At 71.4% G+C, this 15,752-nt stretch carries 10 protein-coding genes; 3 read left to right on the forward strand and 7 right to left on the reverse strand.

The features are described from left to right. Positions 1 to 118: 118 nt before the first annotated feature. The 7 genes from NF338_RS05170 to NF338_RS05200 form a co-directional block, all read right to left on the reverse strand. Positions 119 to 1,120, reverse strand: a complete 1,002-nt coding sequence (locus NF338_RS05170; RefSeq protein WP_053369958.1) for a sugar phosphate isomerase/epimerase family protein — start codon at positions 1,118 to 1,120, stop codon at positions 119 to 121. Positions 1,121 to 1,161: 41 nt separating this feature from the next. Then, positions 1,162 to 1,893 carry a hypothetical protein gene (locus NF338_RS05175; protein WP_264029816.1) on the reverse strand — a complete coding sequence of 244 codons (732 nt, stop codon included), beginning with the start codon at positions 1,891 to 1,893 and terminating at the stop codon, positions 1,162 to 1,164. Positions 1,894 to 2,148: 255 nt separating this feature from the next. After that, a complete protein-coding gene (locus tag NF338_RS05180; RefSeq protein WP_264029817.1) occupies positions 2,149 to 7,134 on the reverse strand; it encodes a ThuA domain-containing protein in 4,986 nt (1,661 codons plus the stop codon). Between the two features lie 279 nt (positions 7,135 to 7,413). Next, a complete protein-coding gene (locus tag NF338_RS05185; protein ID WP_264029818.1) occupies positions 7,414 to 8,586 on the reverse strand; it encodes a Gfo/Idh/MocA family protein in 1,173 nt (390 codons plus the stop codon). Positions 8,587 to 8,720: 134 nt separating this feature from the next. Further along, the gene (locus NF338_RS05190; protein ID WP_264029819.1) at positions 8,721 to 9,788 is read right to left on the reverse strand and encodes a substrate-binding domain-containing protein; all 1,068 of its coding nucleotides are present in this window, start codon (positions 9,786 to 9,788) and stop codon (positions 8,721 to 8,723) included. Between the two features lie 100 nt (positions 9,789 to 9,888). Next, the gene (locus NF338_RS05195; RefSeq protein ID WP_389275917.1) at positions 9,889 to 10,932 is read right to left on the reverse strand and encodes an ABC transporter permease; all 1,044 of its coding nucleotides are present in this window, start codon (positions 10,930 to 10,932) and stop codon (positions 9,889 to 9,891) included. Beyond that, positions 10,929 to 12,449: a sugar ABC transporter ATP-binding protein gene (locus NF338_RS05200; RefSeq protein ID WP_264029820.1), complete on the reverse strand. Its 1,521-nt coding sequence runs from the start codon at positions 12,447 to 12,449 to the stop codon at positions 10,929 to 10,931. Before NF338_RS05200 ends, NF338_RS05195 begins: the two co-directional genes overlap by 4 nt. A gap of 409 nt (positions 12,450 to 12,858) precedes the next feature. Between NF338_RS05200 and NF338_RS05205 the strand changes: the two genes are divergently transcribed. The 3 genes from NF338_RS05205 to NF338_RS05215 all read left to right on the forward strand — a co-directional run bounded on the left by NF338_RS05205 (position 12,859) and on the right by NF338_RS05215 (position 15,722). Further along, on the forward strand, positions 12,859 to 14,040 hold the full coding sequence (locus tag NF338_RS05205) for an ROK family transcriptional regulator (RefSeq protein WP_264029821.1): 1,182 nt from the start codon (positions 12,859 to 12,861) through the stop codon (positions 14,038 to 14,040). 70 nt (positions 14,041 to 14,110) lie between these two features. Beyond that, positions 14,111 to 14,776: a ThuA domain-containing protein gene (locus tag NF338_RS05210; RefSeq protein ID WP_264029822.1), complete on the forward strand. Its 666-nt coding sequence runs from the start codon at positions 14,111 to 14,113 to the stop codon at positions 14,774 to 14,776. A gap of 40 nt (positions 14,777 to 14,816) precedes the next feature. Continuing rightward, the gene (locus NF338_RS05215) at positions 14,817 to 15,722 is read left to right on the forward strand and encodes a dihydrodipicolinate synthase family protein (RefSeq protein ID WP_264029823.1); all 906 of its coding nucleotides are present in this window, start codon (positions 14,817 to 14,819) and stop codon (positions 15,720 to 15,722) included. Positions 15,723 to 15,752: the final 30 nt, after the last annotated feature.

Raw genomic sequence — 15,752 nt, forward strand, 5'->3', positions numbered from 1 at the left:
TGCCCCGGACGCAGGCACGCCACCGCCCCCGGCCGTCGAGGGGCCGGGGGCGGTGGCGTGTCGGACTGTTCTTCCCACCCGCCGGCCGGCAGAGCCGGCCGGCGGGAGACTGCGCGTGCTACTTGGTCGAGAACGCGGCGTCGAACGCCGCGTCCGGAGCGTCGAAGGCGTACTTCTTGACGAACTCGAGGGCCTCGGGCGCGCCGACCAGGCGGTCCATGCCGGCGTCCTCCCACTCCACGGAGATGGGGCCCTCGTAGCCGATCGTGTTGAGCATGCGGAACGCGTCCTCCCACGGCACGTCGCCGTGGCCCGTGGAGATGAAGTCCCAGCCGCGGCGCGGGTCCGCCCAGGCCAGGTGAGAGCCCATGCGGCCGTTGCGCCCGTTGTGCATCCGCTTCTTCGTGTCCTTGCAGTCCACGTGGTAGATGCGGTCCTTGAAGTCCCAGAGGAAGCTCACCGGGTCGAGGTCCTGCCACACCATGTGGCTCGGGTCCCAGTTGAGGCCGAACGCCTCGCGGTGCCCGATCGCCTCGAGCGTGCGGACGGTCGTCCAGTAGTCGTACGCGATCTCGCTCGGGTGCACCTCGTGGGCGAACTTCACGCCGACCTCGTCGAAGACGTCGAGGATCGGGTTCCAGCGGTCGGCGAAGTCCTGGTAGCCGGCGTCGATCGCCTCCTGCGAGACGGGCGGGAACATCGCGACGTACTTCCAGATCGCCGAGCCCGTGAAGCCCACGACGGTCTTCACGCCCAGCTTCGCCGCGAGGCGCGCGGTGTGCTTCATCTCCTCGGCGGCGCGCTGGCGCACGCCCTCGGGGTCGCCGTCGCCCCACACGACGTCCGGCAGGATGTCGCGGTGGCGCTGGTCGATCGGGTCGTCGCAGACGGCCTGGCCCTTGAGGTGGTTCGAGATCGCGTAGACCTTGAGGTCGTACTTGGCCAGCAGGTCGAGCTTGCCCTGGACGTACTCGTCGTCGTCCCAGCGCCACGGGTCGAGGTGGTCTCCCCAGCAGGCGATCTCCAGGCCGTCGTAGCCCCAGCCGGACGCGAGCCGCGCCACCTCCTCGAACGGCAGGTCGGCCCACTGCCCGGTGAAGAGGGTGATCGGTCGTGCCATGGTCGTGTCTCCTTCGGTCGTTCTCGGTATCGCGCCCGGGGTCACCGGGCGGACGTGCTGGACAGGGATCGGGGCTTGCCGTCCGACGACTCGTCGTCGGCGGCAGCGCGCGAGCGGCGGCGGACGACGACGTACCCGCCGACGAGGAGGAGCGCGGCGACCACGGCGACGGCGATCCACACGCCCGCGCCGCTCCCGCTCGACTCGTCGTCCGCGGTACCGGACCCCTCCGCCGCGGCGTCGGCGTCCTCGTCGGCCCCGTCCGCGGCGCCGTCCTCGGCGTCGGCCGCAGCCTCGTCGGCCGCATCCGGAGCGAGCTCGGGCAGCGGCACGACGTCGACCTGCGCGGTGGCGGTCGCCTCGGCCGGGTGGGTGATCGTGGCGGTGAGGGTCCAGTTGCCCTCGGCGAGGACGCCGGGCTCGGACGTGTACCAGCCGACGCCCTCCGACGCCGAGGAGAGCGTGAGCGGTCCGACGGTCTCGCCGTCGGCGGACTCCGCGGTCACGGAGACGTCGGCAGACTCCTCGACCGGGTGCCCGTCGATCTTGTAGGTGAGGTTGGCGGAGATGCCGCCCTCCCCGTCGGTGCCGAGGGAGATCACGACGTCGCCGCCGTGCGCGGCCGCGGGGGCCGCGACGCCCAGCAGCCCGACGGCGGCGCCGAGCAGCACGCCGAGCGCCGCGGTGAGAAGAGCGCGCACCCCGACGCGGGGTCGGGTGCGGGTGCTGCTGCCGCTGCGGGTGCCGCTGGGCTGCGCAGACGTTCGGGACATCGGGTCATCACCTCGTCGTGGTCTGTGGGTGGCTCCGGGGCCGACGGCGGTCGTCGGTCCCCGGGGTGCCCCGGCGCCGGGCCGGAGCGCCCGTTCCCGGGCGCCGGGGCCGGAGACCCGGAGGTCCCCGTGGTGCTCGTCGTGCGGGCAGCGTACGGTCGGCCCGGCCGATGGGCCGCCCGTCCGCCGAGCGCCCGCACGCCGAGCGCGGTGCCCGGCGGGCCGGTGCTCAGAGCACCGGCCCGCCGGAACCTGTCAGGAGCAGGCCCGGGCGGCGTAGTCCGCCGTCCCGGAGAACGTCCTCCCCTCGGCGTCGGTCGCGGTCACCGTCACGGTGCCCGCGTCCACCCCTGCGGCACGCGACGCGAACGACTGGTACGCGTTCGCACCCGGTGCCACGGCCGCGAACTCCTTCGACCCGTACGGGGTCTCGAGAGTGATCGCGACCGGGACCGCGTCGTCGTTCGTCGCGCGGACCGCGACGAACACCTTGCCGGCCATGCAGCGCGTCTCCGCGGTGATGGTCACCGCGATCGGCTCGACCTCGTCGCCGACCACCCGGAAGTAGTCGAACGACGCGGGCGCACCCGTGGCGGCCGACGCACCGAGCGCGAAGAGCCCGACCTGGGCGTCCGCCGCGGCCGCGTTCGTCACGCTCTGGTCGAACGTCGTCCACGTCTCGCCGTCGGCGCTGTACGCACCGGTGAACGTGTCACCGGAGCGGGTCAGGCGCAGGTGCCAGACCGACTCGGCGAGGCTCGCCGTCTGCGGCTGCGGGTTCTGGACCACGCCGCCGACCTCGCTGCGCAGCTCGATCCGGGCGTTCTTGGCCTGACCCGCCTGGTTGTCGACCACGTAGTCGAGCTTGACGTAGTTGTCGTCGTCGGCGTAGGCGATCAGACCACCCTGCTGGTACTGGCGGTCGAACGCGGAGCCGTCGACCTTGGTCTCGATCGTCCACTCGTCGCCCGGCTGCTCCTGGAGCAGGATGTTCGGCACGTCCGTGTTGCCCGTCCCGTAGATGTCGGTCGGGGTCGTGTCGATCTGCAGCGAGCCGTCCGCCACGCGGTAGCCGGTCGCGTCCTCGCGGACGATGGACCAGCGGCACGCGTCGAGGGCGGTGCCGTCGAACTCGTCGTCCGGCCCGGGGGCGGACGCCGTGTCGTCGGGCGTGATGGAGAACCAGTCGAACTCCGCGTTGATCACGGGGGACGCGGTGTTGTTCCCCTTGAACGACACGAGGCCGATCTTCGCGTTCTCCAGGTCGGCGATCGACTTGGTCTCCGACATCGTCGTGAAGTCGACGCCGTCGGCCGAGTACGCCGCCTGGAGGTTCTCCCCGTTGCTGACGAACCGCACGAAGACCGTGTCGGGGTAGTCGGCGCCGAGGGCCGGGGAGTTGGACGCCGCGACCTCGTTCGGGGTGGCGTTCTCCTCACGGATGAACTGGAAGATGCGCGCCGCCGGGTCGGCCGACTGCGAGCGGCCCTGGACGACCATCTTCGCGTAGTTGTCCTGGTCCTCCCAGATCACCAGACCGGCCTGCTGGTACTGCTGGCGAGCCGGCAGCGTGAGCTTGGCCGTGGCCGTGAACGGCCCGTCCGGCAGGTCCTGGAGCACCAGGTTCGGGGTCGCCTTGTTGTCGGTCCCGTAGAAGTCCGTCGCCGCGGTCGGGATGACCAGCTTCCCGTCGCGCACGACGAGGTCCTGGTTGCGGTTCTGGACGGTCCAGCGGTTCGTGTCGACGTCGGCACCGAGGAAGTCGTCCGAACGGCCCGAGAAGCACATCCCCGGTCCGGTCTGCGGCGCCTTCACCGTCACCGTCTTGTACTCGGTCGTGTACGCACCCTTGGCGTCCGTCGCGCGGACCTGGAGGCGGTACGTGCCCGGCTGGTCGTACGTGAACGTGAAGGTGTCGCCACCGTCGACGAACCCGTCACCGAGGCCGGCGTCCCACGCGAACGTGATCGCGTCGCCCTCGACGTCGCTCGCCTCGACCGTCGCGGTCACCTCGAGCGGCGCGTCGCCGCTCTCCGGCGTGACCGTGAACGTGTCGATCGAGGGTCGGACGTTGTCCGTCACGCCGCGCCCGTTGATGACCATCCAGTTGACGTTCGACTGGCCGGCCGTCTGGACGAAGTACAGCGTGCCGCTGCCCGACGGGACATCGTGCAGCTCGGCGGTGACGTCGGTGTAGACCTGCCAGTCGCCCGTCGACGGGACCGTGACGCTACCGATCTCCGGGCCCTCGGGGTCGTCCCACCGCAGCGAGATCGGACCGCCGCCGCCCGGCGAGGCCGCGCGCAGGGTGATGGAGTCGACGTTCGCGAGCGACACCGGGGAGTGCGCCCACCAGTCGTCGGGCTCGATGAAGCCGATGTTCAGGCCGCCGCCCGCGGTGTCACCCGTGGTCTCGGTCTGGACGCCGGGGTCGCCGGTGCTCGTCGACCCGGCGAGACGCCCGGTCGACGTGAAGAACTCCGACTGGACGAGCTTCGGCTGGAGGATCTGGAGGTCGTTGGCCGAGAGCGGCACGCCGACCTCGCCACCGTCGTCGGTGTACATCGCCTCGACCACCCAGAAGATGTTCGACTCGATGCCGTGGCCCTCGTCACGCGCCGTCTGGAGCGTGCCCTCGCAGCCCGAGAGCTCCTCCATGGGGTGAGCGTGCGAGTCGTGGCCGAGCGACGTGTACAGCGTGACGTTGTCGCACGTGACCTCCCCGTCCGGGTCGTCCACGGCGATCTCGTACTTCACCTGGTCGCCCCACTCGAAGAAGCCACCGTTCTCGGGGAACGTGATCGAGACGGTCGGGGCCTGGTTGCCCACGACGACCGACACGTTCGCCACTCCCACGGCGCCGTCCTCGTCGGTCGCGACGAGCTGGGCGGTGTAGCTGCCGTTCTCGGTGTACGTGTGCACCGGGTTGGCCTCCGTCGACGGCGCCGAGCCGTCGCCGAACGTCCACTGGAGCGTGATGGGGTCGCCCGCCGGGTGGCGGGTGCCCTCGGACGAGAACTGCACCGTCAGCGGCGCGGCGCCGCTCGTCACGTCCGCGCTCGCGCGGGCGATCGGGGCGGGGTCGCCCTGGACGTAGTTGACCTTGTAGACACCGCTCGAGTCGTTGTTGCCGCCGAAGCCGGAGCCCCAGTCGATGACGTACAGCGCGCCGTCGGGACCGAACTGGAAGTCCATCGGGCGGTCGAAGCCGGCCGACGGGTCGAAGATCTTCGGCATGACGCGGTTGATGTCGACGAGGTCGTCACGCTTCTCGCCGTCGAGCTGGAACGAGTACATCTTGCCCTGGTTCCACTCGCCGAACAGGGCCTTGCCGTCCCAGTACTCGGGCCACTTGACGTCCGAGTCGAGGTCGGCGTCGTACTGGTAGACCGGGCCGCCCATGGGCGCCCCGCCGCCACCGATCTCCGGGAACTCGGGGTTCGTGGCGCCGGTGTACCAGACCTCCGCGGCGATGGCCGGGGGGAGCTGCTGGAGACCGGTGTTGTTGGGCGAGTTGTTGACGATGCCCGCGCCGCAGTCGAACGCCGCGCCGGACTGGCCCGTCGCGAAGTTGTAGTCGACGTAGTTGTTGTTCGAGCCCGTGCAGTACGGCCAGCCGTAGAACCCGGCGTCGCTCACGACGTTCCACTCGACCGCGCCGCGCGGCCCGCGGGCCGGGTCGGCCGCGCCCGAGTCGGGACCGTAGTCACCGACGAGCACGTTGTTCGTGGCGGGGTCGATCCCGATCCGGAACGGGTTGCGGAAGCCCATCGCGAAGATCTCCGGACGCGTCTTGTCCGTGCCCTCCGCGAAGAGGTTCCCCTCGGGGATCGAGTACGTGCCGTCGGCCTCCGGGTGGATCCGCAGGACCTTGCCCCGCAGGTCGTTCGTGTTGGCCGACGTGCGCTGCGCGTCGTAGTTCTGCCGGCCCGCGCGCTCGTCGATCGGCGTGAAGCCGGCCGACTCGAACGGGTTGGTGTTGTCGCCGGTGGCGAGGACCAGGTTGCCCTCGACGTCGAACTCCATGTCGCCGCCCGCGTGGCAGCAGGTCTCGCGCTGCGTCGTGACCTTGAGGAGCGTCGACTCCGTCGCGAGCGAGATCGACTTCGACGCCGCGTCGTAGACGTAGCGCGAGAGCCGGTTGTGCGGCCCGTCCGCGCCCTCGTTCGAGGGCGACCAGTACAGGTACACCCAACCGTTGTCCGCGAAGTCGGGGTCGAGGACGAGGCCCAGCAGGCCGTCCTCGTTCGCCTGCGTGACGGGGAGGGTCGCCGCGGTGGTGGTCTGGCTCGTCGCGGGGTCGATGACCCGCACACGCCCGTCACGCTCCGCGTAGAACACGGTGCCGTCGGGAGCGATGTCCAGCGTCATCGGGTTCGCGGTGTTCTCGTCGAGCGGCACCATCTCGAAGCTGTCGGACTGCGTCGCGTTGCAGTCGGACGGCACGACGCCCGCGGCGGTCTGGATGCCGCCGAGGAGGTGCTGGAGGAACTCCGGCTCCTGGTACGACTCGTCGGTGTGGCCACCGCCGGTGTACCAGGACCGGCCGCCGTCGTAGACCTGGCACCAGGCCGTCGGGTGGTCGGCGCCCATCGCGCCCGAGCCTGCCGAGTACGACGTCTCGTCGAGGCTCGCGAGCACGTGCACCGTGTCGCGCGGGTTGGTGCGGAAGTTGTACCACTCGTCGTAGCGGTCCCACCGCGCGGGAAGGTGCGCCGTCGACTCGTGGGCGTGGTCCTCGACCTTGACGGTCGCGTCCTGGTTCTGGGGGTGAGCGCTGAAGTACGCGCCGACCAGCCCGCCGTACCAGGGCCAGTCGTACTCGGTGTCGGACGCCGCGTGGATGCCCGCGTACCCGCCCCCGTTCTGGATGTATCGCTCGAACGCGGCCTGCTGGTCGTCGTTGAGGACGTCACCGGTCGTGGACAGCCACACGACGGCGTCGTACTGCGCGAGGTTCTCGTCCGTGAACGCTCCCGCGTCCTCGGTCGCGGTGACCTCGAAGTTGTTCTCGGTACCGAGCTGCTGGATCGCCGCGATGCCCGCGGGGATCGACCCGTGGCGGAAGCCACCGGTCTTGCTGAAGACGAGCACGTCGAACGGGACGGTGTCCGCGGCCGTGACGATGGGCGCCGCCACGGCGCCGGTAGGCGCCGTCGCGGCCGTCGCCGACGTCGCCGCCGCCATGGTCAGGGGGAGAGCGACCGCTGCCGCGGCAGCTGCCGCGACCGTCCGCCTCAAGGCGAGCGATCCTCCTAGCACGTTTCTCACAAGGTCTCCTCGTCGAGATGGGGAATCAGTGCTGCGCTCCGCCGGGTGCCGCCATCGGCCGGCTGCCGTCCCGGGATCTTCGACCGACAATTTTGATTGCCCGTCGTACTAAATGCGCGCCATCGTGGCGCGTCCAGCCTCCTCTCCTCCACACCGGTTCCGGTCGGCCGTGCTGCGCTGCAACGGCCGACACCGTCTGGCCGGCGTCCGGGTCGACCCTCCGCCGCGCGGGCCGACCCGGACTCGATACTACGGTTGGACCCAGCCGCCCGACGCCGCGCTCCGCTCGACCGCGTCGAGCACGCGCTGCACCACGAGGCCGTCCGCGAAGGTCGGCGCCGGGTGCGTCCCGGCGGCGATCCCCTCGACGAGGTCGACCGCCTGGTGCGTGAAGGCGTGCTCGTACCCGAGCCCGTGGCCCGCGGGCCACCAGTGCGCGACGTACGCGTGCTCCGGCTCCGTGACGACGATGCGTCGGAAGCCGGCGACGACCGCGTCGTCCGCGGCGTCGAAGAAGTGCAGGACGTTCATGTCCTCGAAGTCGAACGCGACCGAGCCCTTCGAGCCGTTGATCTCGAGCCGGATCGCGTTCTTGCGGCCGTAGGCGAAGCGCGTGGCCTCGAACGTCCCGATGCCCCCGCCGGACAGCCGGGCGAGGAAGACCGCCGCGTCGTCCACGGTGACGGGCCCCCGCTCGGCACCGCCCTGGCCGGACAGCCCCGCGAACTCCGTCGCGACGGGGCGCTCGGTCACGAAGGTCTCGAGCAGCCCCGAGACGCTCGTGATCTTCTCGCCGGTGATGAACTGCGCGAGGTCGATGACGTGGGCGCCGATGTCGCCGAGCGCCCCGCTGCCGGCCTTCGACTTGTCGAGCCGCCACGACAGCGGCGCGTCCTCGTCCGCGATCCAGTCCTGCAGGTACTGCGCGCGGACGTGGCGCACAGTCCCGATGCGCCCGTCGACGACGAGCTGGCGCGCGAGCTGGATGGCCGGCACGCGGCGGTAGGTGAAGCCCACCATCGCGACCTGGCCGCGCGCGGCCGCGGCCTCGGCCACCGCGACCATCTTCTCGGCCTCCGCGACCGTGTTGGCGAGCGGCTTCTCGCACAGCACGTGCTTGCCGGCCTCGAGCGCCGCGATCGCGATCTCGGCGTGCGTGTCACCGGGCGTGCAGACGTCGACGAGGTCGACGTCGTCCCGCGCGACGAGCGCCTGCCAGCTGGTCTCGGTGGACTCCCAGCCGAGCCGCTGGGCGGCGGCGGCCAACGCCTCCGGGTTGCGGCCGCCGAGCACCCGCATGCGCGGGTCGAGGGGGAGGTCGAAGAACCGGGGGGCGGTCCGCCATGCCTGCGAGTGCGCTGCCCCCATGAACGAGTACCCGACCATGCCGACGCCGAGCTGCGCGCCGTCGTTTCCTGCCATGACGTTCCTTCCGTGCGCCTTCTTGTGCGCGTGACGTGAGCACGTCCACGGTCCGGCCGGGTTCTCCCGGGCGGACCGTGGACGTGGTCCGCGTGCTTGCCTGCTGCGTGCTGACGACGGGCGTCAGCGGTCCGTCAGGACTGGAACGCCGTGGGCAGGTACTCGTCGACGTTGTCCTTCGTGACGACCGGCGCGAAGAGCTGGACCGTGCGCGGCACGCCCGACGACGCGAGGTCGCTCATGTTGTTCCCGTGGGCGATGAGGCGCGCGAGCTTGATGCCGTCCGCGGCCTGGGTCGACGGGTAGACGACCGTCGCCTGGAGGACCGAGTCCCCGGCCTTGATGTGCTCCATGACGTTCGCCGAGCCGGCACCGCCGACCATGAAGAACTCGTCGCGGCCCGCGTTCTCGATCGCCTGGAGGACGCCGACGCCCTGGTCGTCGTCGTGGTTCCAGATGGCGTCGATCTTCGGGGCGGCCTGGAGCAGGTTGGCCGTCGCGGCCTCGCCACCCTGGACCGTGAAGTCGGCCGCGACGCGGTTGTCGACGTCGAGGCCGCAGTCGGACAGCGCGTCCTCGAAGCCCTGGCTGCGGTCCTGCGTGAGCGGGAGCGAGTCGATGCCGGCGATCTCCGCGACGACCGCGTCCGGGTTGTCCCCGAGCTGCTCGCAGATGTACTGGCCGGCGCTCACGCCCATGCCGTAGTTGTCGCCGAGCACCGTGGTGCGGGCGGCGAACGGGCTGGAGAACTCGCGGTCGACGTTGATGACCGGGATCCCGGCCTCCATCGCCTTGGTCGCGACGTCGGTGAGGGCCGCGCCGTCGAACGGCAGGAGCACGATCGCGTCGACGCCGTCGTTGATGAAGCCCTCGATCTGGCTGATCTGGACGTTGACGTCGTTCGTGCCCTCCGCGACCCGGAGCTCGACGTCCTCGTAGCTGTCCGCCTCGGCCTTGGCCGCCGACGAGATGGCACCCATCCAGCCGTGGTCGGCCGCGGGGGCCGAGAAGCCGATGACGACCTTCTCGCCCGGGGCGTCGTTGTCCGAGACGGCCTCGTTGCTGCTGCCGCCGCCGTCCGCCTCCGTGGTGTTCTCGGTGGTCGGGGTGTTCGACGTGCACGCCGTGGCGATCAGTGCGATCGACGCGGCCGAGACCGTGGCGATCATGAAGCGGCGGCGCAGGGTGGTGCGTGCGGACATGGGATCTCCTTCGATGCTGTCCTGCGGGAGGAACTTCGGGGGAACTGCCGGGTGGTGCGGGTCGTGCCTGGCGCGGGGCGCCGAGGTGTTCAGGGGGGAGCTACGTGGTCCGCCGGGCGAGGCGCTGCTGGAGCAGGACCGCGATGACGATGATGGCGCCCTTGGCGACGGCCTGGACGGAGCTGTCGAGGTTGTTGAGGATGAAGACGTTCGTGAGGGTCTGGAAGATGAGGACGCCCAGGACGGTGCCCACGATCGTGCCGCGACCACCGGCGAGGAGCGTGCCGCCGACGACGACCGCGGCGATCGCGTCGAGCTCGTACAGCGAGCCGTTGGTCGAGGAGCCGGCGCCCGTGCGGGCGAGCATCATGACCCCGGCGATGCCGGCGGTGAGCCCGCACAGCGCGTACACGTACATGAGGTGCCGCTTGACCTTGATACCGGCGAGGCGCGCGGCCTCGGGGTTCCCGCCGACGGCGATCGTGCGTCGGCCGAACGTCGTCCGGTTGAGGAGGAACCAGGCGAGCACCGCAACGAGGGCGAAGATCCAGACGATCTTCGGGATGCCCAGGAGGTTGCCGCCGAAGACGTCCTTGAACTCCGGGACGTCGACGATCTGCGTCCGGCGCTGGGCGATGAGCTCCGCGACGCCGCGGGCGGCGACGAGCATGGCGAGCGTCGCGATGAAGGCCACGACGTTGCCGTAGGCGATGATCACGCCGTTGATGAGCCCGGCACCGAGGCCGACCGCGAGCGCGCAGATGACCATCACGACCCAGCCGTACTGCTGGGTCGCGAGCGTCGTCGCCCACACGGACGCCAGCCCGAGCACCGATCCGACGGAGAGGTCGATGCCACCTGTCGTGATGACGAACGTCATGCCGATGCTCACGACGCCCACGACCGCGCCCAGGCTGAGGATGGTCATGAGGTTGCTGAGGCTCGCGAACCGCTCGCCGGCCGTCGCGAAGCCCACGACGCACAGGAGCAGGAGCGCGACCACGAGGCCGAGGTTGCGTCCTGCCGGACCGCTGAACAGCCCGCTCCTGCGCGATGCGGCGGCCGCGCTCGCCTTCTCCACCCGAGCGGTCTCGTCGCTCGGCGCGACGGCGACCTTGTCGTCGCCCACCTTGTGCTCGCTCACGCGACACTTCCTTCCATGACGAGGTCGAGCACTCCGTGCTCGTCGATCGAATCTGCGGGTCCCTGGTGCACGACGCGGCCCTCGGAGACGACGAGCACGCGGTCGGCGAGACCCAGGACCTCGGGGATCTCGCTGGAGACGACGACGACGGCGGCGCCCTCGTCGGCCAGGCGGCGGATGAGCGCATAGATCTCGGCGCGCGCCCCGACGTCGACGCCGCGCGTCGGCTCGTCGAGGAGCAGGACGCGGCAGCCGTGGACGAGCCAGCGGGCGAGCATCGCCTTCTGCTGGTTGCCGCCCGAGAGGGTGCGGATCGCGCGGTCCACGCCCGTGGGGCGGAGCTCGAGCGACTCGGCCTGCTCCTTGGCGGCACGACGCTCGGCACGCTCGTCGAGGAAGCCACCGCGCGCGAACCGGGCGAACGTCGACAGCGTGACGTTGCGGTAGACGGGCTCGTCGAGGAGCAGGCCCTGGCTCTTGCGCTCCTCGGGCGCGAGCCCGATTCCGGCGTCCACGGCGGCGGCCACGGACCCGGCGCGCAGCTTCTTGGAGTCGACCGTCACAGTGCCCGCGGTCGCCCGGCGCGCCCCGTAGATCGTCTCGATGATCTCCGAGCGGCCCGCCCCCACGAGGCCGGCGAGACCCACGATCTCCCCGGCCCGCACCTGGAGCGACACATCCTCGAACACCCCGCGCAGGCCGAGGCCCTGGACGTCGAGCACGACCGGCGCGTCGGCGGCGGGACCGTCGGTCTCCGGGAAGACGTACTCCACGGAACGCCCGGTCATCAGGGTGATGAGCTTCGCCGTCGGCGTCTCGGAGACCGGGAGGTTCTGCGCGACGGTCCGGCCGTCCTTGAGCACCGTGATCCGGTCCCCGATCTCGCGGATCTCCTCGAGGCGGTGCGAGATGTACACGACGGCCACGCCGGCCTTGGTCAGCTCCTCGACGACGCGGAAGAGGTTGCCCACCTCCTCGGAGTCGAGCACGGCGGACGGCTCGTCCATGACGATGACGCGCGCGTCGTGCGACAGCGCCCGAGCCATGGAGACGATCTGCTTGCCCGCGGCCGAGAGGTGCTCGACCTCCTGGTTCGGGGAGATCTCGCTGTGGCCGAGCCGCTTGAGGATCGCCCGCGTCTGGCGCACGGCCTCGCGACGCTGGGAGAACCCGAGGGTCGAGAGCTCGTGGCCGAGGTAGACGTTCTCCGCGACGGTGAGACCGTCGACGACGTCGAGCTCCTGGTACATGGTCGCGACGCCGTGGCGCAGCGCGGCGACGGGGTCGGAGATGGTGATGGGCTCGCCGTCGAGCAGGATCTGCCCTTCCGTCGGCTGGTGGGCACCGGCGAGCACCTTGATGAGGGTGGACTTGCCGGCGCCGTTCTGCCCGAGGAGGCAGTGGACCTCGCCGGGGAGGATCTCGAGATCGACGCCGTCGAGCGCTCGAGCCCCGGGGAAGACCTTGACGATGCCCTGCATCTGCAGGAGCGGCTGGGGAGGGTCTGCGGTGACCATGCGGTGAACCTAGCCGACCTTTTGACGACGGTCAATCATAAGATCGCGGGCTTTTGCTGCTGTTACAACTTCGTTACCAGCAAAAGTGGACAAGCGCTGTCAGGGCGAGGGAACGCTCCCACGACGCGAACGGGCAGTGATCGACGAGGCGGGTCGACAGGTGGCGCGGCGGCCGGCTGACGAGCCGAACCACCGAGAAGTCGGCCTGGGGTCGGGGTCTGCACGAGCGGGTGGGGCGGGTGTTCGCCCGGACGGGAGGCCCTTCCTCGGGTCTCCACAACTTCCGACGACGTCCGTGTCGCCTTGGGAGGGGACAGTAGGGTACCTTTTGGCGATCGTCAAGCAAAAGCCGATGACTCGTCCGGCACGTACGGACGACCGACGAGAGGCCCCGTGATTCACTGTGCCCATGGAGGAACTGCTGAAGTTCGCGCCGCGCCCGACCGGCGGCGGCGACATGTTCCAGCTGCTCCGGGACGGTCAGCCGCGCACGCGCGCGGACCTCGCAGCGATCACGGGGCAGGCGCGGTCCACGATCGCCGCCCGGATCGACCTCCTCATGTCCGCGGGCCTCATCGCCCCCGCGGGAGAGGCGAGCTCGACCGGCGGGCGACCGCCCGTGACCTTCGCCTTCAGCCCTGAGGCACGCATCGTCCTCGCCGTCGATCTCGGAGCGACCCACGCGCGCCTGGCCGTGACGGACCTCGCGTCGAACGTGCTCGCCGAGACCGACGCCGCGCTCGCGATCGCCGACGGGCCCGACGTCGTCCTGTCGTGGGTCGCGGACACGGGCGAAAAGCTGGTCGCGACGACCGGGCGCAGCCTCGACGACCTCGTGAGCGTCGGCGTCGGCCTGCCCGGGCCCGTCGAGCACTCGTCCGGCCGGCCCATCAACCCGCCGATCATGCCCGCGTGGGACGACGTCGACGTCGCCGGCATCCTCCAGAAGCGGTTCAACGCGTCGGTCCTCGTGGACAACGACGTGAACATCATGGCGCTCGGAGAGCACCGCACCGCCTGGCCCACCGTGACGGACATGCTGTTCGTGAAGGTCGCCACCGGCATCGGGTCCGGCATCATCGCCGACGGCGAGCTGCGGCGCGGCGCGCAGGGCGCCGCCGGGGACATCGGCCACGTCGCCGTCCCGAGCGCGGCCGACGTCCCCTGCCGCTGCGGGAACGTCGGGTGCCTCGAGGCCGTCGCGAGCGGACAGGCGGTCGCCGCCGCGCTCGCCGCCGCGGGCCTCGACGCGACGAACAGCGCCGACGTCGTCACCCTCGTCCGCGGTGGGGACCTCACCGCGAGCCAGGCCGTCCGCCAGGCCGGACGCGACATCGGCTCGGTGCTGGCGGCGTGCGTGAGCCTCCTCAACCCGTCGCTCATCGTCATCGGCGGCATCGTCGCCGAGGCCGGCGAGCACCTCATCGCGGGCATCCGCGAGATCGTGTACCAGCGGTCGCTCCCCCTCGCGACGCAGCACCTGCGCATCGTCACGTCGCAGGCGCGTGGCCAGGCCGGCGTGCTCGGTGCGAGCGCCATGGCCGTGGATCACGTACTCTCGCCCGCAGCGATCGACGCGCTCATCGCCTGAGCGCGGTCGCCGGGGGCCGCTGTCCGCGATACGCGGACGTGACGAGTGTGACGAGGCACGAGGAGGAGTCATGACCGAGCGGGACCGTCGAGCGCTCGTGGTCCGGGGCGGTTGGCCCGGGCACGCACCCGAGGAGGCGGCGGAGCTGTTCGTCCCGTTCCTGGAGGCGTCCGGATACGACGTGACGCTCGAGGGATCGTTGGAGTCGTACGCCGACGAGGAGTTCATGGCGAGCCTGGACCTCGTCGTCCAGTGCTGGACGATGGGCGAGATCCTCCCTGACGAGATGCGCGGGCTGCGCACGGCGATCGCGAACGGCACCGGCTTCGCGGGCTGGCACGGCGGGATCGTGGACTCGTTCCGCCTCGCGACCGACTACCTGCAGATGGTGGGCGGGCAGTTCGCCGCGCACGCGCACGACCTCATCGACCACACGATCGACATCGCGCCGGAGCACGCGGACCACCCGATCGTCGCGGGCATCGGCCCGATCGCGCTGCACTCCGAGCAGTACTGGGTGCTCGCCGACTCGTACAACGACGTCCTCGCGACGACGACCATCGTCCCGCGCGACGGCGACCCGTGGCACGAGCCCGTCGTCTCCCCCGCCGTGTGGACGCGCCGCTGGGGCGCCGGCCGCATCTTCGTGTGCGCGGCGGGTCACCAGCTCGCCGACCTCGAGGTCCCGCCCGTCCGCACGATCGTGGAGCGCGGCATGCTCTGGGCGAGCCGCTGACACGCAGCGACCCGCGCGTGCGGTTCCCTACACTCGGCGCGTGACCTCGTTCCACGGCCTCCTCGCCTACCCGATCACGCCGCTCACCCCCGCCGACGCGCCCGACCTCGACGCGCTCGCCGCCCTCGTGGCCGACGCCGCACGCGCGGGGGTCGACGGCGTCGTCGTCCTCGCGTCATCGGGCGCCGGGGTGACGTTCGCGCCCGACGAGCGCGACGCCGTCATCCGCGCCGCCGTCGCGGCGGGCTCCGCGACCGGTTCGCCGCGCGTCCCCGTGCACGTCGCCGTGAGCGGTGCGTCCACGCGCGAGGTCGTCGCCCGCGCCCGCGCGGCGCGGGACGGCGGGGCCGACGGGCTCGTGCTCGCGCCGTTCTCCTACCTCCCGCTCGACGAGGACGAGGTCGTAGCCGTGTTCGAGGCCGTGGCGGCGGCCGTCGACCTGCCGGTCTGCTACTACAACCGCAGCATGCAGACGGCGTACGACGTCACGCCCGACGCGCTCGCCCGGCTCGCGCGCACCGCGACCGTCGCGGCCGTCAAGGACCCGGCGTCGACGCCCGCGCGGCCGGCGGGCCGGGTCGGGTCGCTGCGTGCGGCGACCGCCGGGCTCGGCGTGAGCGTCGGGCTCAGCGGCGACGCGGCGATCGTCGGCGGCGCCGAGACCGCTGACGCCTGGCACACCGGGCTCGCCGCGCTCGTGCCCGCCGAGTACGCGGCGCTCCGGCGCGCCCGGGCCGCGGGCACCGCACCCGACGCCCAGGTCCTGGACTGGCTGCGCGCGCTCACGGACGTCCTGGGGTCGCTACGCCCGGTGAGCGGGTTCCACGCGCTCGCGAACCTCCTCGGCGTACCGACCGCTCCCCCACGCGGTCCGTCCCTGCCCGTCCCGCCCGACGGCGTCGTGCGGCTGCGCGAGGTCGTGGGGCGGCGCCCCTCGGCGCCCTGATCCACCCGTGCGGCGCCGCGGAGCGTCGGA

Origin of the sequence: Cellulosimicrobium sp. SH8 (assembly GCF_025818875.1) — a bacterium.
In the GTDB taxonomy this organism is placed as follows: domain Bacteria; phylum Actinomycetota; class Actinomycetes; order Actinomycetales; family Cellulomonadaceae; genus Cellulosimicrobium; species Cellulosimicrobium cellulans_D.

Excerpts from the sequence above, each read along its gene's own strand:
- NF338_RS05170 (WP_053369958.1), bottom strand. The coding sequence starts at position 1,120 with ATGGCACGACCGATCACCCTCTTCACCGGGCAGTGGGCCGACCTGCCG.
- NF338_RS05175 (WP_264029816.1), bottom strand. The coding sequence starts at position 1,893 with ATGTCCCGAACGTCTGCGCAGCCCAGCGGCACCCGCAGCGGCAGCAGC.
- NF338_RS05185 (WP_264029818.1), bottom strand. The coding sequence starts at position 8,586 with ATGGCAGGAAACGACGGCGCGCAGCTCGGCGTCGGCATGGTCGGGTAC.
- NF338_RS05190 (WP_264029819.1), bottom strand. The coding sequence starts at position 9,788 with ATGTCCGCACGCACCACCCTGCGCCGCCGCTTCATGATCGCCACGGTC.
- NF338_RS05200 (WP_264029820.1), bottom strand. The coding sequence starts at position 12,449 with ATGGTCACCGCAGACCCTCCCCAGCCGCTCCTGCAGATGCAGGGCATC.
- NF338_RS05205 (WP_264029821.1), top strand. The coding sequence starts at position 12,859 with ATGGAGGAACTGCTGAAGTTCGCGCCGCGCCCGACCGGCGGCGGCGAC.
- NF338_RS05210 (WP_264029822.1), top strand. The coding sequence starts at position 14,111 with ATGACCGAGCGGGACCGTCGAGCGCTCGTGGTCCGGGGCGGTTGGCCC.